Source organism: Staphylococcus sp. HMSC072B07 (assembly GCF_001815505.1).
GTDB classification, from domain to species: Bacteria; Bacillota; Bacilli; order Staphylococcales; family Staphylococcaceae; genus Staphylococcus; species Staphylococcus simulans.
The window spans coordinates 154,958-180,809 of record NZ_KV820898.1 but is presented as its reverse complement, the minus strand read 5'-3'; the positions used below and the strand labels follow the sequence as shown (position 1 = coordinate 180,809).

26 protein-coding genes are annotated in these 25,852 nt (G+C 36.9%); 18 read left to right on the top strand and 8 right to left on the bottom strand.

The genetic code is table 11. From position 1 onward, the window contains the following. Position 1: 1 nt before the first annotated feature. Together phnC and HMPREF3031_RS01720 are read right to left on the bottom strand one after the other, a co-directional pair. Complete coding sequence (gene phnC, locus HMPREF3031_RS01725) at positions 2–775, bottom strand: phosphonate ABC transporter ATP-binding protein (protein WP_023015481.1); 774 nt, start codon at positions 773–775, stop codon at positions 2–4. 137 nt (positions 776–912) lie between these two features. Continuing rightward, positions 913–1,863: a phosphate/phosphite/phosphonate ABC transporter substrate-binding protein gene (locus HMPREF3031_RS01720; protein ID WP_002481366.1), complete on the bottom strand. Its 951-nt coding sequence runs from the start codon at positions 1,861–1,863 to the stop codon at positions 913–915. 238 nt (positions 1,864–2,101) lie between these two features. Between HMPREF3031_RS01720 and HMPREF3031_RS01715 the strand changes: the two genes are divergently transcribed. Both HMPREF3031_RS01715 and HMPREF3031_RS01710 read left to right on the top strand, forming a co-directional pair. Further along, the gene (locus tag HMPREF3031_RS01715; RefSeq protein WP_002481367.1) at positions 2,102–3,682 is read left to right on the top strand and encodes a hypothetical protein; all 1,581 of its coding nucleotides are present in this window, start codon (positions 2,102–2,104) and stop codon (positions 3,680–3,682) included. Positions 3,683–3,703: 21 nt separating this feature from the next. Then, positions 3,704–5,251 (top strand): bifunctional metallophosphatase/5'-nucleotidase, encoded by a 1,548-nt coding sequence (locus tag HMPREF3031_RS01710; RefSeq protein ID WP_002481368.1) that lies wholly within the window; start codon positions 3,704–3,706, stop codon positions 5,249–5,251. Positions 5,252–5,458: 207 nt separating this feature from the next. Here the strand turns inward: HMPREF3031_RS01710 and thiD are convergent, their stop codons facing one another. Further along, positions 5,459–6,289 (bottom strand): bifunctional hydroxymethylpyrimidine kinase/phosphomethylpyrimidine kinase, encoded by an 831-nt coding sequence (thiD, locus tag HMPREF3031_RS01705; RefSeq protein ID WP_023015477.1) that lies wholly within the window; start codon positions 6,287–6,289, stop codon positions 5,459–5,461. 107 nt (positions 6,290–6,396) lie between these two features. Between thiD and HMPREF3031_RS01700 the strand changes: the two genes are divergently transcribed. From HMPREF3031_RS01700 to HMPREF3031_RS01675, 6 genes are all read left to right on the top strand, one after another. Then, positions 6,397–7,062, top strand: a complete 666-nt coding sequence (locus tag HMPREF3031_RS01700) for a uracil-DNA glycosylase (RefSeq protein ID WP_002481370.1) — start codon at positions 6,397–6,399, stop codon at positions 7,060–7,062. After that, a complete protein-coding gene (locus HMPREF3031_RS01695) occupies positions 7,055–7,432 on the top strand; it encodes a DUF5327 family protein (protein WP_002481371.1) in 378 nt (125 codons plus the stop codon). The genes HMPREF3031_RS01700 and HMPREF3031_RS01695 overlap by 8 nt, the downstream gene beginning before the upstream one ends. Positions 7,433–7,452: 20 nt before the next feature. Next, positions 7,453–7,836, top strand: coding sequence for a DUF423 domain-containing protein (locus HMPREF3031_RS01690; RefSeq protein ID WP_002481372.1), 384 nt, complete (start codon positions 7,453–7,455; stop codon positions 7,834–7,836). A 65-nt stretch (positions 7,837–7,901) separates the two neighbouring features. Beyond that, positions 7,902–9,404 (top strand): APC family permease, encoded by a 1,503-nt coding sequence (locus tag HMPREF3031_RS01685; protein ID WP_002481373.1) that lies wholly within the window; start codon positions 7,902–7,904, stop codon positions 9,402–9,404. Positions 9,405–9,555: 151 nt separating this feature from the next. Continuing rightward, positions 9,556–9,954, top strand: a complete 399-nt coding sequence (locus HMPREF3031_RS01680) for a hypothetical protein (RefSeq protein ID WP_002481374.1) — start codon at positions 9,556–9,558, stop codon at positions 9,952–9,954. 298 nt (positions 9,955–10,252) lie between these two features. Continuing rightward, positions 10,253–10,879: a DedA family protein gene (locus HMPREF3031_RS01675; protein WP_023015475.1), complete on the top strand. Its 627-nt coding sequence runs from the start codon at positions 10,253–10,255 to the stop codon at positions 10,877–10,879. Between the two features lie 574 nt (positions 10,880–11,453). On the opposite strand, the gene HMPREF3031_RS01670 is transcribed toward HMPREF3031_RS01675, so the two are convergent. The 4 genes from HMPREF3031_RS01670 to hemQ all read right to left on the bottom strand — a co-directional run bounded on the left by HMPREF3031_RS01670 (position 11,454) and on the right by hemQ (position 15,266). Next, positions 11,454–12,242 carry a hypothetical protein gene (locus HMPREF3031_RS01670; RefSeq protein WP_002481377.1) on the bottom strand — a complete coding sequence of 263 codons (789 nt, stop codon included), beginning with the start codon at positions 12,240–12,242 and terminating at the stop codon, positions 11,454–11,456. A 205-nt stretch (positions 12,243–12,447) separates the two neighbouring features. Next, a complete protein-coding gene (locus tag HMPREF3031_RS01665; RefSeq protein ID WP_002481378.1) occupies positions 12,448–12,909 on the bottom strand; it encodes a threonine/serine exporter family protein in 462 nt (153 codons plus the stop codon). A gap of 15 nt (positions 12,910–12,924) precedes the next feature. Next, positions 12,925–13,707 (bottom strand): threonine/serine exporter family protein, encoded by a 783-nt coding sequence (locus tag HMPREF3031_RS01660; RefSeq protein WP_002481379.1) that lies wholly within the window; start codon positions 13,705–13,707, stop codon positions 12,925–12,927. Positions 13,708–14,516: 809 nt separating this feature from the next. Next, on the bottom strand, positions 14,517–15,266 hold the full coding sequence (gene hemQ / locus HMPREF3031_RS01655; RefSeq protein WP_023015472.1) for a hydrogen peroxide-dependent heme synthase: 750 nt from the start codon (positions 15,264–15,266) through the stop codon (positions 14,517–14,519). 168 nt (positions 15,267–15,434) lie between these two features. On the opposite strand from hemQ, the gene pta reads away from it, so the two are divergent. The 6 genes from pta to HMPREF3031_RS01625 all read left to right on the top strand — a co-directional run bounded on the left by pta (position 15,435) and on the right by HMPREF3031_RS01625 (position 21,225). Continuing rightward, the gene (pta, locus tag HMPREF3031_RS01650) at positions 15,435–16,424 is read left to right on the top strand and encodes a phosphate acetyltransferase (protein ID WP_002481381.1); all 990 of its coding nucleotides are present in this window, start codon (positions 15,435–15,437) and stop codon (positions 16,422–16,424) included. Next, entirely contained in the window at positions 16,424–17,263 is an 840-nt protein-coding gene (locus HMPREF3031_RS01645; protein ID WP_002481382.1) for a lipoate--protein ligase family protein, read from the top strand. The genes pta and HMPREF3031_RS01645 overlap by 1 nt, the downstream gene beginning before the upstream one ends. 460 nt (positions 17,264–17,723) lie before the next feature. Then, positions 17,724–18,647: a mevalonate kinase gene (gene mvk, locus HMPREF3031_RS01640; protein ID WP_002481383.1), complete on the top strand. Its 924-nt coding sequence runs from the start codon at positions 17,724–17,726 to the stop codon at positions 18,645–18,647. A gap of 5 nt (positions 18,648–18,652) precedes the next feature. After that, entirely contained in the window at positions 18,653–19,648 is a 996-nt protein-coding gene (mvaD, locus tag HMPREF3031_RS01635; protein ID WP_037556537.1) for a diphosphomevalonate decarboxylase, read from the top strand. Next, positions 19,645–20,721: a phosphomevalonate kinase gene (locus tag HMPREF3031_RS01630; RefSeq protein WP_060803732.1), complete on the top strand. Its 1,077-nt coding sequence runs from the start codon at positions 19,645–19,647 to the stop codon at positions 20,719–20,721. Before mvaD ends, HMPREF3031_RS01630 begins: the two co-directional genes overlap by 4 nt. A 162-nt stretch (positions 20,722–20,883) precedes the next feature. Beyond that, the gene (locus HMPREF3031_RS01625; RefSeq protein ID WP_002481386.1) at positions 20,884–21,225 is read left to right on the top strand and encodes a YuzB family protein; all 342 of its coding nucleotides are present in this window, start codon (positions 20,884–20,886) and stop codon (positions 21,223–21,225) included. A 152-nt stretch (positions 21,226–21,377) separates the two neighbouring features. Here HMPREF3031_RS01625 and HMPREF3031_RS01620 read toward each other — a convergent pair whose 3' ends face one another. Then, positions 21,378–21,611 carry a hypothetical protein gene (locus HMPREF3031_RS01620; RefSeq protein WP_002481387.1) on the bottom strand — a complete coding sequence of 78 codons (234 nt, stop codon included), beginning with the start codon at positions 21,609–21,611 and terminating at the stop codon, positions 21,378–21,380. Between the two features lie 424 nt (positions 21,612–22,035). Here HMPREF3031_RS01620 and HMPREF3031_RS01615 point away from each other — a divergent pair, with 424 nt between their 5' ends. The 4 genes from HMPREF3031_RS01615 to HMPREF3031_RS01600 all read left to right on the top strand — a co-directional run bounded on the left by HMPREF3031_RS01615 (position 22,036) and on the right by HMPREF3031_RS01600 (position 25,777). Continuing rightward, positions 22,036–22,512, top strand: coding sequence for a GNAT family N-acetyltransferase (locus HMPREF3031_RS01615; protein WP_002481388.1), 477 nt, complete (start codon positions 22,036–22,038; stop codon positions 22,510–22,512). Between the two features lie 33 nt (positions 22,513–22,545). Beyond that, entirely contained in the window at positions 22,546–23,844 is a 1,299-nt protein-coding gene (locus tag HMPREF3031_RS01610) for an HD domain-containing protein (protein ID WP_002481389.1), read from the top strand. Positions 23,845–23,908: 64 nt separating this feature from the next. Further along, positions 23,909–24,436, top strand: coding sequence for a YwhD family protein (locus HMPREF3031_RS01605; RefSeq protein ID WP_142351304.1), 528 nt, complete (start codon positions 23,909–23,911; stop codon positions 24,434–24,436). A 156-nt stretch (positions 24,437–24,592) separates the two neighbouring features. Then, positions 24,593–25,777: an amidohydrolase gene (locus HMPREF3031_RS01600; RefSeq protein WP_002481391.1), complete on the top strand. Its 1,185-nt coding sequence runs from the start codon at positions 24,593–24,595 to the stop codon at positions 25,775–25,777. The last annotated feature ends 75 nt before the right edge of the window (positions 25,778–25,852 follow it).

The following is a 25,852-nucleotide window of genomic DNA, read 5'->3' as shown; positions in this document are numbered from 1 at the left end:
ATTAATTTACCCCTAACTTCTCATCATCATTAATCGAACGTCCATAAATTTTATTGAATGCTTCATCTGTTGCTTCATCGACTGCACCGTCAAAGACTAATTTACCGTCACGTAAGCCAATAATACGTGTACCATATTCGCGTGCTAAGTCCACAAAGTGCAAGTTAATGATGATGGTGATTCCTAATTCTTCATTAATACGTTTCAAATCATCCATGACTTGTTTAGTTGTTAAGGGGTCTAATGAAGCCACAGGCTCATCTGCCAGAATAATAGAAGGTTCTTGGCAGAGTGCACGAGCAATAGAAATACGCTGTTGTTGACCACCTGATAATTCATCTGAACGTGATTTATATTTATCTAAAATGTTTACACGGTCTAAAGCCTCTAATGCTTTGATTTTATCTTCTTTAGGGAAAAGACCTAAGACCATTTTCCAAGTAGGGTGATAGCCGACTCTGCCACTCAGCACATTACGCATTACAGAAGAACGTTTCACCAAATTAAAGTTTTGGAAAATCATGCCGATATTACGACGCATTTCTAATAATTTCTTACCTGATGCTTTGGAGATGGATGTTCCATCAATCACAATATCGCCTTCGGTAATATCATGCAGACGGTTAATCGACCGTAATAAGGTTGATTTACCAGCACCCGATAGCCCGACGATAACCGCAAAATCACCTTTTTCAATATTTAAGTTGATATGGTCTAAACCGACATGGCCATTATCATATACTTTACTTACATCTCTGAATTCAATCTGACTCATAATAGTAGTCCTTTCTAAATTAAGTATCGAGATAAAAACATAAGCGCACTCAAAAGATTAACTTCTGCACATACTTGCTAACAGAGTTCAATCTTGCTGAGATACGCTTAGGTTCAGTCAGTTTTTCTTAACTTGAATTATTTCATTTCTTTAACTTTTTTGTCGTACTCTCTTACTGTATCGAAGTTAGAATCTTTACTGTCTGTATAGCCTTCATGTGAATAAACATCACTGATCACTTGATGTCCTTCTTTTGTTTTAGCAATGTCTTTAAAGGCTTTTTTCAATTTGTCTCTCCATTTTTGATCCATGTCGCTACGTACTGAAATCGTGTCATTTGGAATGTCTTTTGTTAATTTCAATACTTTTGTATCTTTGTAGACATTAGGTTCATCTTTTTTCACAATTTTACGTGCATCTTGGAATACAGCAGCCGCATCTACATCGCCATTCATTAATGAGATAATCGCTTGGTCATGACCTTTCATGTTAACGACTTTCATATCTTTAAGGACGTTCACGCCTTCTTTATCCATTTCAACGGCAGGGAATGTATAACCCGCTGTAGAAGTAACATCTTGTAATGCGATTTTCTTACCTTTTAAATCTTTCACGCTGTTAATGCCTGAATCCTTTTTCACTAAAATTTCTGATTTGTATTTGTCTGTTAATTCTTTAGAATCAGAACCATCTTTGTTTACACCGAAACGTTGTGCTTGTAGTAATACATCAGCAGCTTTTTGATCATGCGCTAATGTATATGCAGTAGGAGGTAAGAAACCAACATCTACTTTTTTAGATTTCATCGCTTCTACAATTGTGTTGTAGTTTGTAGAAACAGAAACTTTTACTGGGATGCCTAATTCTTTAGATAATAATTTTTCTAAAGGTTTCGCTTTCGCTTCTAACTTATCCGCGTTTTGTGAAGGTACAAACTGTACAGTTAATTCTTTAGGTTTGTAATCTCCGCCTTTACTGTCGCTTTCTTTCTTGTTGTCTAACGAACTTCCTTTGCCACATGCTGAAACAAATAAAATAACTGCCATCATCAAAATAAGTAATGCCTTAAAAGATAAACGTGCTTTCATTACGTTGTTAACCCCTTCCATATGTATAAAATTTGATACAGGTTCATTATATACACGGTGTAAATATGATACAATATATTAATTGTTAAGTTTAGGTAAATATTTAATATAATCAATTCTTTAGTTTAATATTGTTAAATCTAAATTTAGTTATTGTAAATTTTCGTTCATCTTATGTCTCTAAACTATGACAGGTTCTATAATAAAGACAGAATTTACATTTGGAGGTATTTTAAAAGTGAGAAAATTAAACAAATTTTTTGCAGCTTTAGCTATTTCTACAATTTCCATCACTACTGTTCCAATTGATACATACTCAAATGCTGCACAAGCAGCACCGGCTATCGGTACGAACCAAAAAGGAGAAGTAGTATTTGATAATTCACACGGACAAACTGCAGGAGCAGCAGACTGGACGATTGATGGCGGCTTCTCAGATTATGCAAACAGTATTGTGAAACAAGGGTATAAGGTGACAGAACTGCGCGGGGAATCTAATATCACACCACAAGCCTTAAAAGGTAAAAAGATATTGGTTATTCCAGAAGCAAACATTCCTTTTAAAACCTCAGAACAAAAAGCAATGACTGATTTCACACAACAAGGAGGCAGTATTCTATTTATTTCTGATCACTATAACGCCGATCGCAACTTAAACCGAATTGATTCATCAGAAGCGATGAATGGTTATCGCAGAGGCGCATATTCAGATATGACAAAAGGTATGACGGACGGGGAACGTAAATCTAAAGCGATGCAAGATGTTCAAAGTACAGACTGGTTAGCACAAACATTTGGCGTACGCTTTAGATATAACGCTTTAAATAATTTAACAACCTCTCATATGTTACAAGGGAAAGAAGGTTTAGGAATCACAGACAATGTCAAAAGTGTCACAATGCATGCAGGTTCTACACTTGCGATTACAAATCCTGATAAAGCTAAAGGAATTGTTTTTACACCTGAGGGTCTGACTGCTAAGCAAAAATGGGGACATGCGGTAGACGAAGGTGTTTATAATGGCGGCGGTCAAGCAGAGGGACCTTATATTGCGGTTTCAAAAGTCGGAAAAGGTAAAGCAGCCTTTATTGGAGATTCTTCATTAGTAGAAGATAGTTCTCCTAAATATAAACGTGAAGATAACGGTCAAGCTAAGAAGACATATGATGGGTTTAAAGAAGCAGACAACGCACAATTGCTTAAAAATCTTACGACATGGTTAGGTAAATCAGAAAATGCAGATTCAATTACAGGATTAGGTGTTTCAAAAGATAAAGCCACTGCACTAAAAGATTTTGAGCAACCTGAAAATTCTACAGAACCGCAACAAGAACCTTGGAATACACCACCAAGCCATTATAAGTGGTATGACCGTTCTACTTTTGCGGCAGGCAGCTTTGGTGCAAAAGAAAATAAGGATGATACTGTAAAACCAGAACAACCAGAAGACAATCAAGAGCCGGATGGCAACACATCTAATACGAAATTAAACAGCAGCGGGGTGTCTTTCGAATTACCAAGTAATTTAGAGGCGGGCAGTACATTTTCAGTTAAAGTAACATTAAAGCATCAACCGAAAAATCAAACACTCTCTAATATACGTCTAGGTATTTATGCAGAAGGCGGTCAACAATTAGGTATATTTGGAGAAAATACAACGCCAGGTTACAGTACACCGCAACAAGTGAAAACAGATAGTCAAGGCAATGCTGTATTAACATTCGAAGGTAAAACAGCTTCTGATTTTAAAGGTGACGCAAATGTAAGGTTAAAACAAGGCGATACAACGATTAAGACACAACCTATTCAAATCAATTAACGTATTTCAGGAGGAATCACAGTGACACAGATAGCTTTTTACATCGTCAGTGATGTGCATGGATATATTTTCCCGACGAATTATCAAGAAAGACAACAACAATTGCCGATGGGTTTATTACATGCGGAACAACTCATCAATCAGGATAAAGTCAATTACCCGCTTCACGTTCTCATTGACAACGGTGACTTCTTACAAGGTTCTCCGCTGGGTCATTATCTAGCCAAAGAACTTGGTTCAGCAAAACAATTAGCGTATATTTATAACCATTTCAAATTCGATGCAGGTGTAATCGGCAACCATGAATTCAACTTCGGTATGTCGTATTTAAACCAGACACTAGAGGCACTCAATTATCCTGTACTGTCTGCTAATATTTTAAAAGATGGCGAACCGTTCACAGGCCACGATGTACGCTATATTGAACGCGGCGGGTTGATTATCGGAATCATCGGATTAACGACACAATATATTCCTCATTGGGAACAAGCAGCACATATTGAAGGTCTTACCTTCGAAAGTGCAGCAACCGCTTTAGAACGTTGGCTGCCAGAAGTGAAAGCGCATGCGGATATCATTGCGGTTTGTTATCACGGTGGTTTTGAATGTGATTTAACAACAGGCGAACCGACGGAAGACCTGACAGGAGAAAACGAAGGTTATGCGATGTTGAAACAGTTCCATCAAGATATTGACTTACTCATCACAGGACATCAACATCGTGAAATTGCGGAAATTGTTTATGATATCCCAGTCATCCAGCCCGGTGCGAAAGGTGAGAAGGTAGGAAGAATCATCATAGACGTTGAAAGAGGCAAAATACAAAATGCGGAAGTCAGTCTGCTTAGTAATGAAACATTAACACCTGCTTCTGATACAGAGCCTGAATTCGCACAAAAAATGGCCGCATTTGATGCGGAAGTGGATGCTTGGCTAGATGTGCCGATTGCGCGATTAGAGGAGACGATGATTGTAGATGATGCATTTGTCGCCCGCACAACACCGCATCCTTACATTAATTTCTTAAATTACATCTTAATGGATGTGAGCGGTGCTGATATTGCAGCATCTGCGTTGTTTGATTTGTCTAGTGGATTCGGAAACGAAGTGACTATGCGGGATGTCTTAAATAATTATCCATTTCCTAATACGTTCAATGTACTTGAACTGACAGGACAGGATATTAAAGATGCGATTGAATTAACTGCAGAATATTTTTCTGTCAAGGATGGCCAAGTCACTGTGAACCCAGAATTCATTTATCCCAAGCCGCAACATTACAATTATGATATTTACTCAGGTATCAGTTATACCATTAAAGTCAGCAACCCTGTCGGTTCACGTGTCGTGCAATTAGATTATCAAGGGAATCCGATCCATATGAAAGAGACTTATAAGGTTGTCTTAAATAACTATCGTGCAGTAGGCGGGGGGAATTATCCGATGTTCAGTGCGGATAAAATTGTTGAAGATATTCAAACTGAAGGAGCACAACTGATTATTGATTATCTGCAAGCGCACCCAGAACTTAAGATTCCAAATGTTACTGATTTCAAAGTGGAAGTATAACTAGGTGTGTATTTATATGAATAGTACCAATTGGATTCATCAAAATAATAAAGCCAAAGAAAAGATCTAGATTTTCCTTGGCTTTGAAACACAAACGTGTATTAGAAGGTTTATTAAATTGTAAAAGGACGATTTTCATTTTGCGAAAATCGTCCTTTTGAATATTGGAACATTTATATTCTGACATTCATTTTATTGATTATTAGATTAAACTTCTTGAACGTCTACATCGATTTTTTCGATACGGTTATAAGCACCGTGGTCTACAGGACCTACGAAGTCGTTCATTTTCCAACCATTTTTAATTGCAGATGCGACGAATGCTTTTGCGTTAACAACTGCATCTTTAGGTGATTGGCCGTTTGCTAGGTTAGCAGTTGTGGCTGCTGCGAACGTACAACCAGCACCATGGTTATAACTTTGTTGGAACATATCTGTTGTTAATTGATAGAATTTATCGCCGTCGTAGTATAAGTCATAAGATTTTTCTTGATCTAATGCTTTACCACCTTTGATGACTACATTTTGTGCACCTTGATCATAAATGATTTTAGCTGCTTTTTTCATATCATCGATAGATTTTAATGTACCTAATCCAGATAATTGACCAGCTTCAAATAGGTTAGGTGTTGTAACTGTTGCTTTAGGTAATAGATATTTAATCATTGCATCTGTATTACCTGGGTTGAGTACTTCATCTTCACCTTTACAAACCATAACTGGGTCAACAACGAAGTATTTCGCACCTGACTCTTCAAATGCTTCTCCTGCACGTTTGATGACTTCTTCAGTACCTAACATACCTGTTTTGACAGCGTCTGGTCCAATAGAGATTGCTGTTTCTAATTGTTTGTTAAATACATCGAAAGGAATTGGTGTTACATCGTGTGACCATGTTTCTTTGTCCATTGTCACGATTGCTGCTAAAGCAACCATTCCATAAGTGTCTAATTCTTGGAATGTTTTTAAATCTGCTTGCATGCCAGCTCCTGCACTTGTATCTGAGCCTGCAATTGTTAATACTTTTTTCAATGCCATATGTTCATACACTCCCTAACGTTTCTTTTACTCTATAATAACATGTTTACAAGGGTGGATTGAACTTTTTGATATATCGTGTGTTATCATAGTTTTGAGGTGATACCATGGAGTGGTCTGAAGTATTTCATGATATAACAAATCGTCATGATTTCAAAGCAATGCATGATTTTTTAGAAAAAGAATATACGACAAAAATAGTTTATCCTGATAGAGAAAATATATATCAAGCGTTTGATTTAACGCCTTTTGATAAAGTAAAGGTCGTTATCTTAGGTCAAGACCCATATCACGGCCCTAAACAAGCGCATGGACTAGCATTCTCTGTTCAGCCAGAAGGAAAGTTTCCACCTTCTTTACGCAATATGTATAAAGAACTAGAAGATGATATCGGCTGCAAGAGAACAGTATCTCACTTGCAAGATTGGGCGAAAGAAGGCGTGTTATTATTAAATACTGTCTTAACTGTGCGTAAAGGTGAAGCTCATTCACACCGTGGTATCGGTTGGGAAATCTTTACGGATGAGATTATTAAAACCGTTTCTGATCAGCGTGACCATGTGGTCTTTATTTTGTGGGGTAAACCTGCACAACAAAAAGAGAAGTTAATAGATACGTCTAAACATGATGTGATTAAGTCAGTACATCCAAGTCCATTATCAGCGTATCGCGGTTTCTTTGGATCTAAGCCGTATTCTCAAGCGAATGCTTATTTAGAAGCACATCATCAAACACCAATAAATTGGTGTGGTGAGGAGGCTATGGATGAATAAAGAGAAGTTAATTGCGTTAATTGAACGTGAATTAGTACAAGCGGATGAAGCGGCGAGTGAAGCGGAATTCAGCAAGCATATGTATGCGATTCATACACTGACTTCACTGTATACAGATAGTGATTCAAGTGACGTGCCTGCACGTTCATCAAAACAAACAAGTATGACGTATCAGCAAGCGCCTTCAGTGACGTCTCCAAGTTATACGACAAGTTCACATTCACAAGTATCAGCGGCAGAAATTAAAGCGATGGGTGGGAAAGTGTCATCACAACAGAACTCATCGAATTTATCGACACCACCGGGGAACTCTAATAAAATGGTAACTGATGACGAATTAGGAAATGGCGATTCTATTTTTGACTTTTAATGACAAAGGAGAGACTTTATATGAACTTTAAAACGATGAAAACGTTCGTAGCAATCGGTGCTGGGTGTGCAGCACTTTCAGTTGCGACTGGTGCGTTTGGTGCACACGCATTAGCAGATAAATTATCACCGCATTATTTAGATGTGTGGAACAAAGCAACAACGTATGAAATGTATCACAGCTTAGGTTTAATCGGTATTGGTATCTTAAGCGGTACAACTAAATTGAACTTAAAAGCTGCAGGCTGGATGATGCTTGGCGGTATTGTTATCTTCAGTGGCTCATTATACACTTTATCATTAACACAAATTAAACCGTTAGGTGCAATTACACCAATCGGCGGAGTGTTATTTATCGCTTCTTGGGTAACTTTACTCGTACAAACACTAAAATTAAAAAAATAAACTAATAAACGGTTCAAAAATTCACCTCACAGGGTATAATGTATCGAATGAGGTGAATTTTTATTATGGGAAAAATAGAGAAAAGACACCATAAAAAAGTAGACCGAGGAGATTTACAACAAAACCTATCTGAGAAATTTGTATGGGCCATTGCCTATGGTTCATGTATAGGTTGGGGGTCATTTATTTTACCAGGGGACTGGATCAGTCAATCTGGTTCTATCGCAGCAGCAATCGGGATTACAATTGGTGCATTACTAATGATTATTATTGGCGTGAGTTATGGCGCATTAGTGAAACACTTCCCAGTATCTGGGGGTGCATTTGCGTTCAGTTATTTAAGCTTCGGGAGGTATGTCAGCTTCTTCTCATCATGGTTCCTGACATTCGGTTATATTTGTGTGGTCGCATTGAATGCCACTGCGTTTAGCTTACTCTTGAAGTTTATGATGCCGGGCGTACTTGAACACGGTAAGCTATATACCATCGCTGGATGGGATGTTTACATTACCGAAATTATTATCGCAACAGCTTTACTTTTACTCTTTACATTTATTACCATTCGTGGTGCACAAGTTTCAGGTAGTCTGCAGTATTACTTCTGTATCGCAATGGTAGTCGTTGTTTTATTAATGTTTTTCGGATCATTTTTCGGCAGTGGTTTCTCATTGAGCAACTTACAACCTTTAGCTGAGGAGAAAAAAGGATGGTTTACATCAATTATTATGATTGTAGCTGTCGCACCTTGGGCGTATGTCGGATTTGATAATATTCCACAGACCGCGGAAGAATTCGACTTTGCGCCGAATAAAACATTTAAATTGATTGTTTATAGCTTGCTTGCGGCAGCTGGCACATACGTTTTAATGATTTTATATACGGGCTGGTTAAGCAGTCGTGGCGCAGAAAACAGCGACTTATGGGTAACAGGTGCTGTGACACAACAATCCTTTGGCTATATTGGTTTATTTGTCTTAGCTGTAGCAATTACTATGGGGATTTTCACAGGACTTAATGGTTTCTTAATGAGTTCAAGTCGTTTGTTATTCTCAATGGGACGTTCAGGTATTATGCCTGGTGTTTTCAGTAAAATCCACCCAAGATTTAAGACGCCATATGTCGCAATCTTATTCTTAGGTGCTTTAACATTAATCGCACCTTGGTTAGGACGTACTGCATTGACATGGATTGTAGATATGTCTTCAACAGGTGTATCTGTCGCATATCTTGTGACATGTTTATCAGCAACGAAATTATTCAGTTATAATAAAGAAAGTAATACTTACGCACCGATTTATAAAACATTTGCGATTGTCGGTTCAATCTTTGCGTTTATTTTCTTAGGATTACTTTTAATCCCAGGATCACCAGCCGCTTTATCAACACCATCTTATATTGCGTTGATTGTATGGTTAGTTCTAGGCTTAGCATTCTTCGTTGTACGTTATCCAAAATTAAAAAATATGGATAAAGACGAACTGAGTCGACTAATCTTAGATACAAGTCAACAAAAAGTGGATGAAATCTTAGATGAACCAGACTCTGAACCTACTCAAACAAAAGCATAAATTATATATTAAGAGCGATAGGCTTGAAAGATAAGTCATCGCTCTTTGTTTATAAAATAATGGATATTTAGTGGTTTAAGATGTTTTTAAAAAATGAGATTATTTATGATATGATAAAGAAAATATCGAAAATCAATAAAGGGGATTGGATATGTATAAAAAAATATTATTATTTTTACTTCTTCCTTTATTTTTAGTTGCATGTAATTCTGCACACTCAAAGGTGGAAGGTAAATGGAAATATTTATATGACAAATATACTCCTTTATATCTTATTGTGGAAGACGATCAGATGTTTGTTGAAGCTGAAGGAGTACAAGTAGAAGTTTACGAATTGAAAAAGTCAACTGACAATGAATTGTATTTTGTTTACGAGGGAGAGGACGATAACAACTCTATTTTTATCGTTCATGCTGATTCTGATAACTCTATTTCTGTCGAACCTATATCAGAAAATCAGATGTCATTAGCTAGAGCCGTAGTGACACCACAAAAATTGAGCAAAAAAGCAAAAAACGAATCGACAATTACAATGAAAAAAGTAGAATAACATAATTAAAGGTTAAAGAGCATATACTGGTATGTATTCTTTAATTTAGTGAAGTTCGTAACGCAGATGCACTAAGTATATAAAAGACAAATCTATTCATTTTAATTTTAATAATTAACAATCATTTTCTTGCCAACTATAGAATAAATTTTTCATAAGTGAAAATGGCACACTGGATAAAAAGAACAGAGTATACTTATAATTACTTGCATTAACTAAAGGAATAATATAAGTTATTAAAAACAAATAAAATGGAGATTCCATGGTATTTGTTGAAAATCCACTTAGGAGGAACGATATGGAAAAGATGGTCGAGCAGTTTATCGATCAATTTGGTTACCTCGGTGTATTCTTATTAATCGCATTAGAAAACATTTTTCCACCCATTCCATCAGAATTGATTTTAACTTTCAGCGGTTTCTTGACGTTACATTCTGATATGAATATCGTAGGTGTAATTATTGCGGCAACATTAGGTTCTGTATTCGGAGCAATTGTACTTTACTTTGTTGGTCGTTTATTATCTACAGAACGTTTACAGAAATTAGCGAATGGTAAAACTGGAAAAATTCTGCGTTTTAAAGCGAGTGATATCGAAAAGGCAGATGACTGGTTCGATAATCACGGTAAAAAGATTGTTTTCTTTGCGCGATTTATTCCTGTCATTAGAAGTTTGATTTCTATACCAGCAGGAACGACCAATATGCCTTTAACATCGTTTATTATACTTACCACACTTGGTACATTAATATGGAATACAGTGCTCGTAATTTTAGGTCAACAAGCTGGAGAAGCATGGCCGAAAATTTCAGCCGCATTTGATTCTTTCTCAAATATCGTACTTATTGTCTTAGTTATTTTACTTATTATTGCGATTATCTATTTTGTGAAGAATCGTTTTAAAAACTCAAAATCAGATGAATAATCAATCGCCGTTATTTCCTCAGTAGTAAAAAGGGATAACGGCGATTTTTATATTATAATATGTATGAATATGTAGTTTGATGTCGTTATTTTAAGACTGAAAAGAAAGGCACTATTTTGTCTGAAGAAATAGTGAGGTGACACCATGAATATCACAAAATTAGTTGTAATCACTGTAATAATTGGAGTAATACTTGCGGTGAACTATAAGCTGGATATCTTTGAGCCTATCCCATTGATACTTGGAGCAGCTTGTGTAATGGTATTTAATATCGTTATGAAACGATTTAAGTCGAAAGATAAGTAAAATAAATACGCATACCTTCTAAACGATGAAAGTATGCGTATTTATTTTATGGTTTTAGTTATGTTTATTTGCCTTTCTGATTTGAATCAAATATAAGACAATAAAAGTAATGACACCATACTCTAGTAAATCGATACAGTTATTTTTGTCTAGTAATGCAGGACTATGTGATAAGTAGTTGGTTATTATCAAATAGCCCCGCATATTAGAATAATAATAAGCGTAATTAAAAATATTGAACGTGCTTCCAATTCATGATGTTAAGTGTCTAGAAATGCATATAGACAGGGAATAAGTCCCATTGTGAATATACAAAAATGTGATCTGGTTGAATATTTAAGGTGTGGCTTAAGGTGTTGATAAGTATTTCTTTTGGCTGTTTACTATATAAATTATAATAATATTTTCCGTTTTTCTCAGTCACAAAACGCCAAGCCCCTAAATGTTGCAGGGGTTGAATATCAGGCTTTCCATCCATTGATTGTATAGATACTGAATAGCTGAGATAAATTTCATCTACTTGAGTCGGACAAGTCGTTTTAATACGATAGTTGATGATAAATGTGAGTATGAATAATCCTAATAAAATAAGCAACATAAACTTTAACGGTACAGCAGCAATAGAATTTTTATAGCTTTGTTGAATCAAATACATCCATAAACCAAGGCATATAAACATGATGGCCATGGTGATGCCTAAGAATATATTTTGAAGATGTTTTAAATAAAGATTCTCTGTCATTCGAGTATCCGTACTGTTATAAATCGGGTTGTCTTTATCTTTTAAATACGTATAGACAATGGCGTATCGGGATAAGTCGAGCTTTTTAGTAGTAATCGCAAAGAATGGAGAAGTATCTTTAATGTTATGTTCATTTTTAAGATGCTTAGTTTCTATAAAGTGCGTTTGAAGCTGAGTGTCTTTAACTTTCGGATTGTGCTTAAATGTATAAACACCATTAATGACACCTGTTAAATAATAACCTTCTGCTTTTTTCTGTTCTAGAAATTTCTTCTCAGAAAGCGAACCTTTAAAAACAAGTTTGAACTTTTTCATGATGTTATCCTTCTTCCTGATGTTATGTATGCCTTTATTTACATTTTAAATTTTCAGATAATTCAATGCAAGCGCTTTTATATTATTTTTATGTAGAACAAGTTTGTTTTGATACTTAAATTAATTATTTTGAAGTGGGAGAGACGTAGAAACAACCCCTTATAAAGCACATTTCACAATAGCTTTTATAAGGGGTTGTGATAGATTAGTGTTTTGTTTTAGGCGTTAGCTTGCTTTTGCTTGTAATGACTAAGCGTGCAATCTGATCGGCAAACAGTAAGCCCATTGCGATAGCGCCAGCAATTAATGTAACCTCAAGCATAGTTGGAACAGCTTTGCTGAATTGTAATATAATCAAGCTTTTGGTTGTATCAAAGGCTAAGCCTCCAGGTACTAATGGAATAATACCAGGAATCATAAAAATAATGACAGGTTCTTTCTTTAAACGTGCCATAATATGACTGATTAAGCCGAGTGTGAGACTTGAAAAGAAAGAGGCGTAAATAGTATGGATATGGAGTCCGGAATATAAAATAATATAGACCGTCCAACCACATGCACCTACAAAACCTGCATAAAAGTACATGCGTTTCGGTGCATCGAATATAATACAGAAGAACAGTGACGCAATATAACTAAAGAAAAAATGTGAAATCCAAAATAGCATCTTGTCATCACCCTCCTAAAATATTAATAGCATTGTGCCGACACCGGCGCCTATGCCGAATGAAGTCACTAATGCTTCTAAAGATTTGGTTGTAAACATCATCATATGACCACCGAATAAATCTTGAATCGCATTCGTAATCAAGACTCCAGGTACAATTGGCATGACGGCCGCGATGATAATCGCAGAAAGCGATCCGTCTGGTACTAAGTTATGACCGAGTATCGCAATGCCTCCAATGACAACAGAGCCTAAAAACTCTGGGATAAATAAAGTTTTTAAGTTCGCACGATATAACATTTCGACTAACAAATAACCCAAGCTTCCAGCAAAAATAGTAGCAACAATATCTACAAAATTACCAGTCTGTAAATATAAGAAGCTGATTGAAATAATTGCGGCTGCGATGCCTTTATAAATTAAATCATGGGTTTGTTTGGCATCATAAATCCTTTTTAAAGTCTCATAGGCTTCTTCTAGGTCAATTTTTCCTGCCGAAAGCTTACGAGAAACAGAGTTTGTCTGTGAAATTTTGATTAGATTGGTATCACGTGACTCAATACGATACATGCGTGGTGTCGTTTGATTATCTAATAAAAAATTGATAACTGTATTTGTGACGAAGCTGTTGCTTTCGTAAAAACCAAGTGTTTCGGCAATACGTGTCATTGTTCCCTCTACACGTGTGCCTTCAGCGCCGGACTCTAATAAAATACGTCCTGCTAACATGATAGTATCTTTCGCAAGGCGTTCTTTCGGGGTATCTTCTATATAACTTATTCTATTATCTAGTTCCATAACATCACTCATTTTCCTTTGTTGTATATGTAATATTAAACTTTTTAGAAAATTCAATTAGTATACCTATTATGTCGGAAAATACATAGAGAAACAACCTAAGATTTCGTTTCGATTATGTAAACTTTTTTCAAGAACAGTGACATAGGAGAGTGGAAAGAGGTTAAAATGATATATATAAACAATAAATGATAAATGTAAAATATTATGTGTATAATTTCTAATTAGGTATCATAATATGCTTGCATACTATATCTAATGTTTCAAATATTTCAAAACGGTTAAAGTTATAATGGTTAGCTGTTAAAGCATGTTAACTGAGTAGCGACAGTGGCTGCTTATCAGTTAACCAGCTAAACAAGTAGTGGCAGAGTTCTCCAAGGACACTACACGAGGGATGAGCGGCACTGTATTTCAAGCCATACATGTGTACGCTTAGACGGCAGAAGCTACCGACATTAAGAGTGGATGATGCCGAGAAGAACGTGCCGCTAACGTACAGGCTGTGTCGACAGCGTACATGTGGTACATAGGTGTCGTTCAATTCTTAATGCTGGTCTAGTCTTCTGCTTTAATTAATGAATAACACCATTACTATAGATTACTTGAAGAGAACTTACAGCGAGAGGGGCGTTGTAGAGTTCTCTTCCATCTTAATAACGTACGTTATCTTGTAGCCCTTGGAGAAGTTTATACATAGAAGTGCACCTGTTCTTTGATTTTAGAGCAGGTGCTATTTATATATGAAAGAAGGGACTGATATTGATGTCAGTCCCTTAGTTTCGTTATATTATTTTGTGTAGCGTTATTTAAATACTGAAGAATTTTTCTAGACTGTCTTCAGGTAATCTATGGCCGATAAAGAAGCTACCGAATTCTCCATAACGTGCTGTTGTTTCATCGAAACGCATTTCATAAACGATTTTTTTGAATTGCAGTACATCATCAGAGAATAGTGTAACGCCCCATTCGTAATCATCAAAGCCGACTGATCCTGTGATGAATTGTTTGATTTTACCTGCATATTTACGTCCGATCATACCGTGGTCATACATCAATTTTTGACGTTCTTCCATTGAAAGCATGTACCAGTTATATGTTTCGTTACGACGTTTATTCATTGGGTAGAAGCAAATATATTCTTTTTCTGGTAATTCAGGGTAAAGACGTGCTTTTACATGAGGGTTCTCATATGGGTCTTCGTCTGATTTTCCAGCAAGATAGTTACTTAATTCAATGACAGAAACATATGAGTATGTCGGGATTAAGTAATCTGCGATACGTAATTTGTTCAATGCTAGTTCTATTGCATTCAATTCTTGCATTTCAGGACGTAATACCCAAAGTAAAATGTCAGCTTTTTGACCTGTTACGTTATAAAGTACATGGTCACCGTTATGATGCTCACGTACTGAACCTAATTTTTCTAAGAAATCTTGGAATTCTTTGACAATTTCTTGACGGTCTTCATTAGGTACAAGACGTAATGTCGGCCAATCGATTGCATATAATAAATGGAGGCTGTACCAACCATCTAATGTTTCTGCTGCTTGACTCATTAATATCGCTCCTTTTGAAATATCTTTTAATTCAATTCAAATTTTATCATAAAGACAGAGACAAAGCATACAAATCGATTAAAGGTCGGAACGTGGAAATTACTTCGTAAATGGCGTATAATTATGGATGAAAAAATATTAAAAAGCGAGATTTTCAAGGAGGATATTATGCCTAGTTTATTAGATGTATTGAAAGACAAACTTTCAGGAAAGAATGTACGTATTGTATTACCTGAAGGTGAAGACGAACGTGTATTGACTGCAGCAACAAAATTACAAGCTTCAGATTTCGTAACACCTGTTGTATTAGGTGACCAAGACAAAATTGAAGCATTAGCGAAAGACAAAGGTTTAGATATTTCAGGTATTGAAATCATCACACCTTCAACAAGCGACTTGAAACCAGAATTAGTAGAAGCATTTGTAGAACGTCGTAAAGGCAAAGCGACAAAAGAACAAGCTGAAGATATGCTTAACAATGTAAACTACTTCGGTACAATGCTTGTTTATGCAGGTAAAGCTGAAGGACTAGTCAGCGGTGCTGCACATTCAACAGGCGATACAGTTCGTCCAGCACTACAAATCATCAAAACTAAACCAGGTGTTGCGAAAACATCAGGTGTGTTCTTCATGATTAAAGGCGAAGAACAATATGTTTTCGGTGATTGTGCAATCAACCCTACATTAGAAGCAACAGACTTAGCTGAAATTGCGGTAGAAAGTGCAAAAACAGCGAAAAGCTTCGGCATGGATCCTAAAGTAGCATTATTAAGCTTCTCAACAAAAGGTTCAGCAAAATCAGACGATGTTGAAAAAGTAGCGGAAGCAACAAAAGCTGCACAAGAAAAAGCTGAATCAGAAGGCTTAAAAGATGTTGTTATCGATGGTGAATTCCAATTCGACGCAGCAATCGTTCCAGAAGTGGCGGCTAAAAAAGCACCAGATGCACAAATTAAAGGTGACGCAAATGTATTCGTATTCCCAAGCTTAGAAGCAGGTAACATCGGTTACAAAATTGCGCAACGTTTAGGCGGATATGAAGCAATCGGACCTGTTTTACAAGGTTTAAATTCTCCAGTAAACGACTTAAGCCGTGGTTGCTCAACTGAAGATGTATACAACTTATCAATCATCACTGCAGCGCAAACATTACAATAATGGATTTAGCTGAACGTTATTTTGACGGTAAAGATTGGCGCTATGTAGACCATTCAACAGGGTTTGCGCCTATGCAATCTTTTGCGTTTGATGACACATTTTCAGAAAGTGTGGGCAAGGATTTATCTTGCAGTGTAGTCCGCACTTGGATTCATCAACATACCGTTATTTTAGGTACACATGATGCACGTCTGCCACATCTGAAAGAAGGCATTCGTTATTTAGTCGATGAACGCGGCTATAATGTGATTGTCCGTAATTCTGGTGGATTAGGTGTTGTATTAGATCAAGGTATTTTAAACTTTTCGTTGATTTTTAAAGGAAAGACAGAAATTTCCATTGATGAAGCATTTAATTTAATGTATTTAGTTGTAAATAAAATGTTCGAAGATGAACATGTAACGATTGAAACGAAAGAAATTGAACGCTCCTATTGCCCGGGAAAATTTGATTTAAGTATCAATGATAAGAAATTCGCGGGTATTTCACAACGCAGAGTCAGAGGCGGCATTGCCGTTCAAGTGTACTTATGTGTGGAAGGTTCAGGTGAAGAACGTGCTGAAATGATGAAGGCTTTCTATGACAAAGCTCTACAAGGCGAAGAAACAAAATTTAAATATCCAGATATCGATCCATCTTGTATGGCTTCGCTTGAAACGTTGTTCGGACATGAACTGACAGTTCAAGATGTGATGTTTAAACTACTCTATGCCATCAAAGATTTAGGTGGAACATTGAATATGGAGCCTATCAGTGAAGAAGAGTGGGAACGCTTTGAGAAATATTTCGAACGTATGATTGCACGTAATGCTAAAATCAACGCTAAAATGGACGATTAAGCACAAAGGGATGTAAATAGCTGAGAAGCTAGGTGCATCCCTTTTATATTGTGCACCTTGAAAAATATTCTTGTAATTTACCCATGAAAGTGAAAATTATGACCGATATATGAACAAATCGTTTAAATCATCATCAATTTTCGGTAAAATGGGGAAGTAGTTTAATATCAGGTATTAATTTTACAACCTAGGTATGATAAAACAATGCAAAAAATAGGGTATAATAAAACGGTGTTTGAATAAATATATCAAAAAAGAACAAGCTAATTGATAAAAATTAGAATGTCGGAAATAAATTATGGATATATCAATGACAAAAAGACGCAGACAGCATCTTTTAATCCTGTCATTTTCTATCAACCCAGATAAAGAGAGTGACTGGATGTTTTAACATGCAGAGAAACAGGGTGGAATATAGATATACCATGACAAACTAGGAAAGTGCTAAAGGTGATGCGATATGACACGAACAGGCTACGGAGAATCTAATGGGAAAATAATATTAGTAGGGGAACATGCGGTAACATTTGGTCAACCTGCAATTGCGATGCCATTTTCTTCTGGAAAAGTGACAGTAACAATTGAAGAAATGCCAGAATTGGCAGTGTCAACGATGATCAGTGATGTATTCGAAGGTGAAATTGCAGATGCCCCTGAACATTTACATGCTTTAATCAGCAGATTCGAAGAAGAAAATCATATTGAATCACCTGTGATGATAAAAATTGATGCACAATTACCGCCTTCAAGAGGTTTAGGTTCTAGCGCTGCAGTAGCGGTTGCTTTTACGAGAGCAGCATTTGATTTTATGGATCAGCCGCTATCTGATGAAACATTAATTGAACATGTAAACTGGGCGGAAATGATCGCACATGGTAAACCAAGTGGCATTGATGCACAAACGATTGTTTCTAATAAACCGACTTGGTTCCAAGAAGGTGTCTTTACGCCTTTAAAAACTTTGAATGTGGCAGGTTATATGGTCGTTTTAGATACAGGCATAAAAGGGAATACCAAAGAAGCTGTCAGCGATGTGCATGAATTAGTGAAAAACAATCAAGAAAATATGGCGTTTATAGAACGCATTGGACGTCTGGTGCATAAAGCAAATCAAGCGATTAATACACATAACTTTGAATCTTTAGCAGAGATTTTTAATGAGTGTCAAACATACTTATCTACATTGACTGTCAGTCATCCGAAGATTGACCGTTTACTGCAAGTGGCGAAACAAGCAGGTGCAGTAGCTGGAAAATTGACAGGAAGCGGACGTGGCGGCAGTGTGATTACTTTAGTGAAAGATTATGCGACAGCGAAAAAAGTCGCTCAAGCAGTTAAAGAAGCAGGCGCGCAACATACATGGATTGAGAATTTAGGAGGTTAATTCAATTGGTGAAGACGGGCAAAGCGAGAGCGCATACGAATATTGCGCTGATTAAGTATTGGGGGAAAGCTGACGAAGCATTGATTATTCCGATGAATAACAGCCTATCGTTAACTTTAGATAAATTTTATACAGAAACACGCGCAACATTTGATGCGCAATTAGATCGAGACTACTTCTACTTAAATGGTGAAGAAGTGGATGAAAAAGAAACTCAAAAGATTTCAGCATACTTAGATCTTGTTAGAGAACGTGCAGGAACAGCGTTGCACGCACGTATCGATAGTACAAACTTTGTACCGACAGCAGCTGGTTTAGCTTCTTCAGCGAGTGCTTTTGCGGCTTTAGCTGCTGCATGTAATGAAGCGTTAGAAATGAATCTTTCTGATAAAGACTTATCACGCTTGGCACGTCGTGGTTCAGGCTCAGCAAGCCGCAGTATCTTTGGCGGATTCGTGGAATGGGAAAAAGGACATGATGATGAATCCTCTTATGCACACGCGATTGATGCAGATCATTGGGAAGATGACTTAGCGATGATTTTTGTAGTCATTAATCAAAAATCTAAAAAGGTTAAAAGTCGTGCAGGGATGTCATTGACTAGAAATACATCACGTTTCTATCAGTATTGGTTAGATCATGTAGAAGCGGACATCGCTGAAGCAAAAGCTGCCATTGCCGATAAAGATTTTGACCGCTTAGGTCGTGTCTTTGAAGAAAATGGTTTACGTATGCATGCGACAAATCTAGGTGCACAACCGCCATTTACATATTTAGTACCTGAAAGTTATGATGCGATGGCTTTAGTGCATGAATGTCGTGAAGCAGGTCTGCCCGCATACTTTACTATGGATGCAGGACCTAATGTAAAAGTGTTAGTACAAAAACAACATCAACAAGCTGTGATTGATAAATTAACAACGTATTTTGATTCAGACCAGATCATCGCAAGTGATATCGGTACAGGCGTTGAAATTATAAATGAGGAAGATGAGCTATGATTCAAGTCAAAGCCCCAGGTAAACTTTATATTGCAGGTGAATATGCGGTAACAGAACCCGGATATAAATCCGTGTTAATAGCAGTAAATCGTTTCGTTACTGCCAGCATTGAAGCTTCTGGAGACAATGGTGGTTCTATTCATTCTAAAACATTACACCATGAACCGATTACCTTCCAAAGAGAAGGTGATAAGATTTCTGTATCTGATGCAGATGCGGCGAAACAACTAGCTTACGTCATTACGGCAGTAGAAGTGTTTGAACAATACGCTAAAAGCTGTGGTAAAACCTTAAGACACTTTAATTTAGTGATTGATAGTAACTTAGACGATGCTTCAGGCCATAAATATGGCTTAGGCTCAAGTGCTGCAGTATTGGTTTCAGTGGTTAAAGCTTTAAATGAATTTTATGAGTTAGACTTAGCTAATCTGAATATTTATAAATTAGCGGTCATTGCGAATATGAAACTACAAAGTTTAAGTTCATGCGGTGATATTGCAGTCAGTGTTTTCACAGGTTGGCTTGCTTATAGTACGTTTGATCATGACTGGGTCATGCAGCAGATTGAAACGTCATCTGTCGCAGAAGTTGTGAAGAAAAACTGGCCAGGTCTTTATACAGAACCGCTTCAAGCCCCAGAAAACATGGAAGTCTTAATTGGCTGGACCGGCTCACCAGCCTCTTCTCCTTACTTAGTCAGTGAAGTGAAGCGTCTCAAATCAGATCCTGATTTCTACAGCCGCTTCCTGGAACAATCGCAATCTTGTGTAGAACGTCTTATCTACGCATTCAAAACCAACAACCTAAAAGGTGTGCAAGCGATGATCAGACGCAACCGTTCAATCATCCAAATGATGGATAAACAAGCGATTGTAGACATCGAAACACCACAATTAAAATTACTATGTGATATCGCAGAAACCTACGGCGCAGCTGCCAAAACATCAGGTGCAGGCGGCGGAGATTGCGGAATTGCGATTATCGGCGACTCAAAACATCGCCAGTCTATTTATGAAAGCTGGAAAGCCTCTCGGATTAAGCCTTTACCTTTCCACGTTTATCAAGGACAATAAGACATCAGGCTGTCTCACCGGTCAACTTTACGGTGCGGCAGTTTTTTGATGTTTAAAGCGGTCACAAAATCGTTGCTTGAAAAATTACGGAAAAAGAGTAAAATAGATAAAGTTGAAATAGTTTAAAACAAATTATAGAGATAAAGTGAGGTGGACAGAGCAGTGAAAAACAAATTTTTGATTTGTGATGATTGCCAAGCCGTAAATTGCAAATCCTTGGAAAGAAAATTAAAGAAACTAGATCCAGATGCTGAAATAGAGGTGGGCTGCCAATCATACTGCGGTCCAGGTCGCAGAAAGACATTTGCTTTCGTGAATAACCGTCCATTAGCCGCATTGACGGAAGATGAATTGATGGAAAAAGTTGAGAAGCAACTTCAAAAACCTCGCGACCCTGAAGAGGAAGAACGTTTACGTAAACGTAATGAAGAACGTAAACGCAGAAAAGAAGAACAAGATCGAAAATTAAAAGAAAAATTAGCCAAACGTAAACAAGCAAAATAATGATACAAAGTATATAAAAAAACAGGCCCGTATGACTGGTGTGCTACCAGACAACGGGCCTACTTTCTTATCGTTATAACTATCGCGAGATTCGTTTTTATATTGACTGTTTAATGAACATGATGTGACTGCACTCGTGATGTTTGATTCTTTTAGTAAACTTCCACATAAGATCTGCACGCATTTAAGACATCTTTAGTATAGAAGTGACGTAAATTATCTTTAGTATAAGACGGGATTAATTCTTTACGTTTCACCCATTTATCAATCAGTGAAGGTGGAATACCATCTACCACCATTTCTGATTCATCTGTAACTAAAGTGTCCCAATCTAACGTAACAGGTTGTGAGTCAATATAAATGTTACCAAAGCTCGTATCATCCATATTTTAATCACCTTTTATTGAATTTTTAGTCCCTTAAGCATAATTAGATAGGGTACCTTGAGTTTCTTCTTGCAAAATTCATATACCCCGCTTATATATGAGTTATTCATCTTTTTTACAAAAACTTTACTTTTTGTTCAATTTTAGTGTAAATAGGGCGGAATTAATACACGATATGGGTTAGAGCACCTTCATGAATTTTGCTTAATACGTAAATATCGAGCAAAGAGGTTTTAAGTATAATAAAAATTAGAGTATGAAAAAAGGGTTTTAAATGTAAAAGTTAAAGACAATGAAAAAACAGGGTAAAGATGATAAGTACAAGGTAAAATGAGAGTGCGTTTTACCACAATTTGAGAAACTATATGATATAATTAATTTATTCATTTTGAAAGTTGAACTATGTAAGGAGACGTGATTAACGATGCGTACAGTGAGAGAAGCAACACCAGCAGATGTTGTCGGCATCAGAGATGTGGCAACAAAAGCATGGTATGACACGTATTTAAATATTTATGCTGCGACAACAGTGAATGAATTGCTTACAGCAGCTTATAACGAGCAGCATTTACTTAAACGATTAAAAGAACAATTATTTTTAGTGGCAGAAGAAGAAGGCGAAATTGTCGGGTTTGCGAACTTTATTAACGGCAGCGAACTTTTCTTATCTGCACATTATATTCACCCTAAAGCACAACGTAAAGGTTATGGTACAGCGTTGCTTGAGAAAGGGTTAGAACACTTTAAAGGACAATATGATGCAGTGTATCTTGAAGTGGATAACCAAAACGAAGAGGGTGTTGAATATTACCGTCAACAAGGATTTGAAATGGTGCGTGCGTATAACCGTGAAGTATACGGTGAAGTAATGGACCTTGCCTTGATGAATAAAGCATTTTAATGAAAATAATGCTAACACGATGGAGGGATACTCATGGCTGAGACAGATTACGGTACTCAAAAATTATATGAAGAGAAAGTATTCAAAGATCCGATTCATCGCTATATTCATGTCAAAGACCAAGTGATTTGGGATTTGGTGAAAACAAAAGAGTTCCAACGCTTGCGTCGTATCAAACAACTCGGTACGTTGTATTTATCTTTCCATACAGCAGAACATAGCCGCTTCGGCCATTCATTAGGCGTCTATGAAATTGTACGTCGCATCATCGATGAATCATTTGCGGGACGTGAAGCATGGAATAATGATGATCGTCTGTTGGCATTATGTGCAGCACTCCTTCATGATTTAGGCCATGGTCCGTTTTCTCATAGTTTTGAGAAAATCTTCAATACCGATCACGAGGCATTTACACAAGCGATTATTACAGGGGATACAGAAGTTAATGCGGTATTAAGTAAAGTATCACCGGATTTTCCGAAAGCTGTTGCTGATGTCATCAATAAAACACATCCGAATAAGCTGGTGATTTCTATGATTTCATCACAAATTGACGCAGACCGTATGGATTATTTACAACGCGATGCTTATTTTACAGGAGTCTCTTATGGGATGTTTGATATGGAACGTATTTTAAGATTAATGCGTCCAACTAAAGATGAAGTGTTGATTAAAGAAAGCGGGATGCATGCAGTAGAGAACTTTATTATGAGCCGTTACCAAATGTATTGGCAGATTTATTTCCATCCGGTAAGTCGAGCTGGAGAAGTGATTTTAAACAATTGTTTAAAACGTGCGAAGGAATTATATCAATCAGGTTATCAATTTAAATTGTTCCCTAAAGACTTTATTCCGTTCTTTGAAGGAACGATGACGATTGAACAGTATGTAGAGTTGGATGAAGCGGTCGTACTTTATTATTTGAAAGCTTGGGTTAAAGAAGATGATGCGATTTTAAGCGACTTAGCACGCCGTTTTATTAACCGTGATTTATTTAAACATCTGCCGTTTGACGGCTCGATTATTACGATGAATGAATTAAGAGAGCTGTTTGAAGCAGGCGGTATTAATCCAGATTATTACTTCGTCAGTGAATCTTTCTCTGATTTGCCTTATGATTATGACCGCCCGGGGTCTAATCGCCAACCGATTCATCTACTGCAACGTAATGGCAATATTAGAGAAATCAGCAGTCAATCTATGATTATTCAAAGTATTACAGGCATTAATCGCCAAGATTATAAATTATATTATCCTAAAGAACTGGTGCATCACATTGAAGATGACAAAGTTCGTGAACGTATTCTCAGTATTTTGAACGAATTGAATTGATAGTCAAACGATTGTGTTCGAAAAGTATCAGATGATACGGTAAAATAGATAAAGGTAATTAAAAATGGAGGTGTGGCTTGTGGCAGAGAATAAGGGTTTTCAATTCAATATTATTAAAAATGACCCGTTAGATGGCCATAAAGGAACGAATATCGGGGCAATCAGTTTGGATAACGTTGCACCTGTATTTATAGATTTACAAGAGAAAGAAGCATTTATTGATATTGGTGCGATGCATGCACGTGCAGATGTTGAAAAGGGTGTTAAATGGATTACAAATAAAGAAACTGTTGAAGGCCCTGAAGCAAAAGCTTATTGGTTATGCTGGGTGACAACTGAACGTGGTGAACAAGGTGCTTACTATGCTGGATTGACTGCTTGTTATTTATTAGTGAACAAGAAAATCCGCAGAGGTTATAAGAGTATGCCTGAACATGTCAACATGATGGATAAATCTATGAAACATAAAATTGTCATTGATCATATCGGTGATGAAAATATTGAGATTATCCGTGATTTCTTAAAAAATCATGATAAAGACATGTGGGATAACTCAAGTGATGAATTAAAAGAAGCACTACACGATAAATAAAAGCAATCATTAAAGGCAGAAATCACGTCATGTGGTTTCTGTTTTTCTTTCTTAATACTAAGTTATTTTTATACTTAAAAAGGATAAGTATGTTAGAGTGTAAGTATTATATTTTGAATAATCACAATAGTTAAATAATAAAAGGGGAGAGGGCATATGAGTTCAGAATTAATCAAACGTTTACAAGAGAAAGAAGAACGTATGGTCGAAATCAGACGGTATTTACATGCACATCCGGAGTTATCATTTAAAGAAGTAGAAACGCCAAAGTATATTGCGGATTTCTATAAAGATAAGGATTGTTTAGTAGAAACAAACGTCGGTGACAATGGGGTGAAAGTCACTATAGATAGCGGTAAACCAGGGAAAACGATTGCGATTCGTGCTGACTTTGATGCTTTACCGATTGAAGAGGCAACAGGACTGCCATTTGCGTCAGAGAATCCAGGCGTGATGCATGCGTGCGGGCATGATGCACATACGGCGTATATGTTGATTTTGGCTGAAACGTTGATTGAAATGAAAGAACAATTTTCTGGGAAAGTGGTCGTGATTCACCAACCAGCTGAAGAAATGCCGCCAGGTGGTGCCATCGGTATGATTAAAGATGGTGTGCTAGAGGGTGTAGACCATGTCTTAGGTGTACACGTTATGAGTAATGGTGAACGTGGTACGATTTATTATCGTGAAGGCAACGTACAAACTGCACGTGGTTACTTTAAATTAGTCATTCACGGTAAAGGCGGACACGGTTCTTCTCCACATGACGCAAATGATGCGATTGTAGCGGGTGCGAACTTTGTGACAACGGTACAAAGTGTAGTCTCAAGACGTATCAGCCCATTTGAAACGGGTGTCGTTTCAATCGGTTCTTTCGATGCGAAAGGTCAGTTTAATATTATTAAAGATAAAGTGGAAATCGAAGGTGACGTGCGTGGCCTGCATGATGAAACGAAAGATAAAATCGCACAAGAGTTACAACGTGTCGTCGATGGTTTAGAAACAACGTTCGGTGTGCCTTGCGACTATGAGTATCTAGATGATTATCCAGCAGTATACAATGACCCAGACTTTACAGAGTACGTAGCTGAGACCTTGAATAACGCAGAGCGTTCTGCGATTCAAAAAGTAGAACGTTGTGATCCATGGCCACCTTCAGAAGACTTTGCGTACTATGCGAAAGAAGTACCAAGTGTATTCATTTATGCAGGAGCAGCACCTGAAGAAGGTGAAGTTTATCCGCATCATCATCCTAAATTTAATATCAGTGAATCTTCAATGATGACAGCGGCTGAAGCTGTCGGTACGGTTGTATTAGATTATTTGAAGGATGAATCTTAATAAGTAGAAAAATTTAATTGATTTTATGATGTACAGCACATACAGTGTGAATTTAGTCACTGTGTGTGCTGTATC

Bases quoted from the DNA above. Each gene is read 5' to 3' on its own strand.
- phnC (WP_023015481.1), bottom strand. From the start codon at position 775: ATGAGTCAGATTGAATTCAGAGATGTAAGTAAAGTATATGATAATGGC.
- HMPREF3031_RS01720 (WP_002481366.1), bottom strand. From the start codon at position 1,863: ATGAAAGCACGTTTATCTTTTAAGGCATTACTTATTTTGATGATGGCA.
- thiD (WP_023015477.1), bottom strand. From the start codon at position 6,289: ATGGCATTGAAAAAAGTATTAACAATTGCAGGCTCAGATACAAGTGCA.
- HMPREF3031_RS01700 (WP_002481370.1), top strand. From the start codon at position 6,397: ATGGAGTGGTCTGAAGTATTTCATGATATAACAAATCGTCATGATTTC.
- HMPREF3031_RS01695 (WP_002481371.1), top strand. From the start codon at position 7,055: ATGAATAAAGAGAAGTTAATTGCGTTAATTGAACGTGAATTAGTACAA.
- HMPREF3031_RS01690 (WP_002481372.1), top strand. From the start codon at position 7,453: ATGAACTTTAAAACGATGAAAACGTTCGTAGCAATCGGTGCTGGGTGT.
- HMPREF3031_RS01685 (WP_002481373.1), top strand. From the start codon at position 7,902: ATGGGAAAAATAGAGAAAAGACACCATAAAAAAGTAGACCGAGGAGAT.
- HMPREF3031_RS01680 (WP_002481374.1), top strand. From the start codon at position 9,556: ATGTATAAAAAAATATTATTATTTTTACTTCTTCCTTTATTTTTAGTT.
- HMPREF3031_RS01675 (WP_023015475.1), top strand. From the start codon at position 10,253: ATGGAAAAGATGGTCGAGCAGTTTATCGATCAATTTGGTTACCTCGGT.
- HMPREF3031_RS01670 (WP_002481377.1), bottom strand. From the start codon at position 12,242: ATGAAAAAGTTCAAACTTGTTTTTAAAGGTTCGCTTTCTGAGAAGAAA.
- HMPREF3031_RS01665 (WP_002481378.1), bottom strand. From the start codon at position 12,909: ATGCTATTTTGGATTTCACATTTTTTCTTTAGTTATATTGCGTCACTG.
- HMPREF3031_RS01660 (WP_002481379.1), bottom strand. From the start codon at position 13,707: ATGGAACTAGATAATAGAATAAGTTATATAGAAGATACCCCGAAAGAA.
- hemQ (WP_023015472.1), bottom strand. From the start codon at position 15,266: ATGAGTCAAGCAGCAGAAACATTAGATGGTTGGTACAGCCTCCATTTA.
- pta (WP_002481381.1), top strand. From the start codon at position 15,435: ATGCCTAGTTTATTAGATGTATTGAAAGACAAACTTTCAGGAAAGAAT.
- HMPREF3031_RS01645 (WP_002481382.1), top strand. From the start codon at position 16,424: ATGGATTTAGCTGAACGTTATTTTGACGGTAAAGATTGGCGCTATGTA.
- mvk (WP_002481383.1), top strand. From the start codon at position 17,724: ATGACACGAACAGGCTACGGAGAATCTAATGGGAAAATAATATTAGTA.
- HMPREF3031_RS01630 (WP_060803732.1), top strand. From the start codon at position 19,645: ATGATTCAAGTCAAAGCCCCAGGTAAACTTTATATTGCAGGTGAATAT.
- HMPREF3031_RS01620 (WP_002481387.1), bottom strand. From the start codon at position 21,611: ATGGATGATACGAGCTTTGGTAACATTTATATTGACTCACAACCTGTT.
- HMPREF3031_RS01615 (WP_002481388.1), top strand. From the start codon at position 22,036: ATGCGTACAGTGAGAGAAGCAACACCAGCAGATGTTGTCGGCATCAGA.
- HMPREF3031_RS01610 (WP_002481389.1), top strand. From the start codon at position 22,546: ATGGCTGAGACAGATTACGGTACTCAAAAATTATATGAAGAGAAAGTA.
- HMPREF3031_RS01605 (WP_142351304.1), top strand. From the start codon at position 23,909: ATGGAGGTGTGGCTTGTGGCAGAGAATAAGGGTTTTCAATTCAATATT.
- HMPREF3031_RS01600 (WP_002481391.1), top strand. From the start codon at position 24,593: ATGAGTTCAGAATTAATCAAACGTTTACAAGAGAAAGAAGAACGTATG.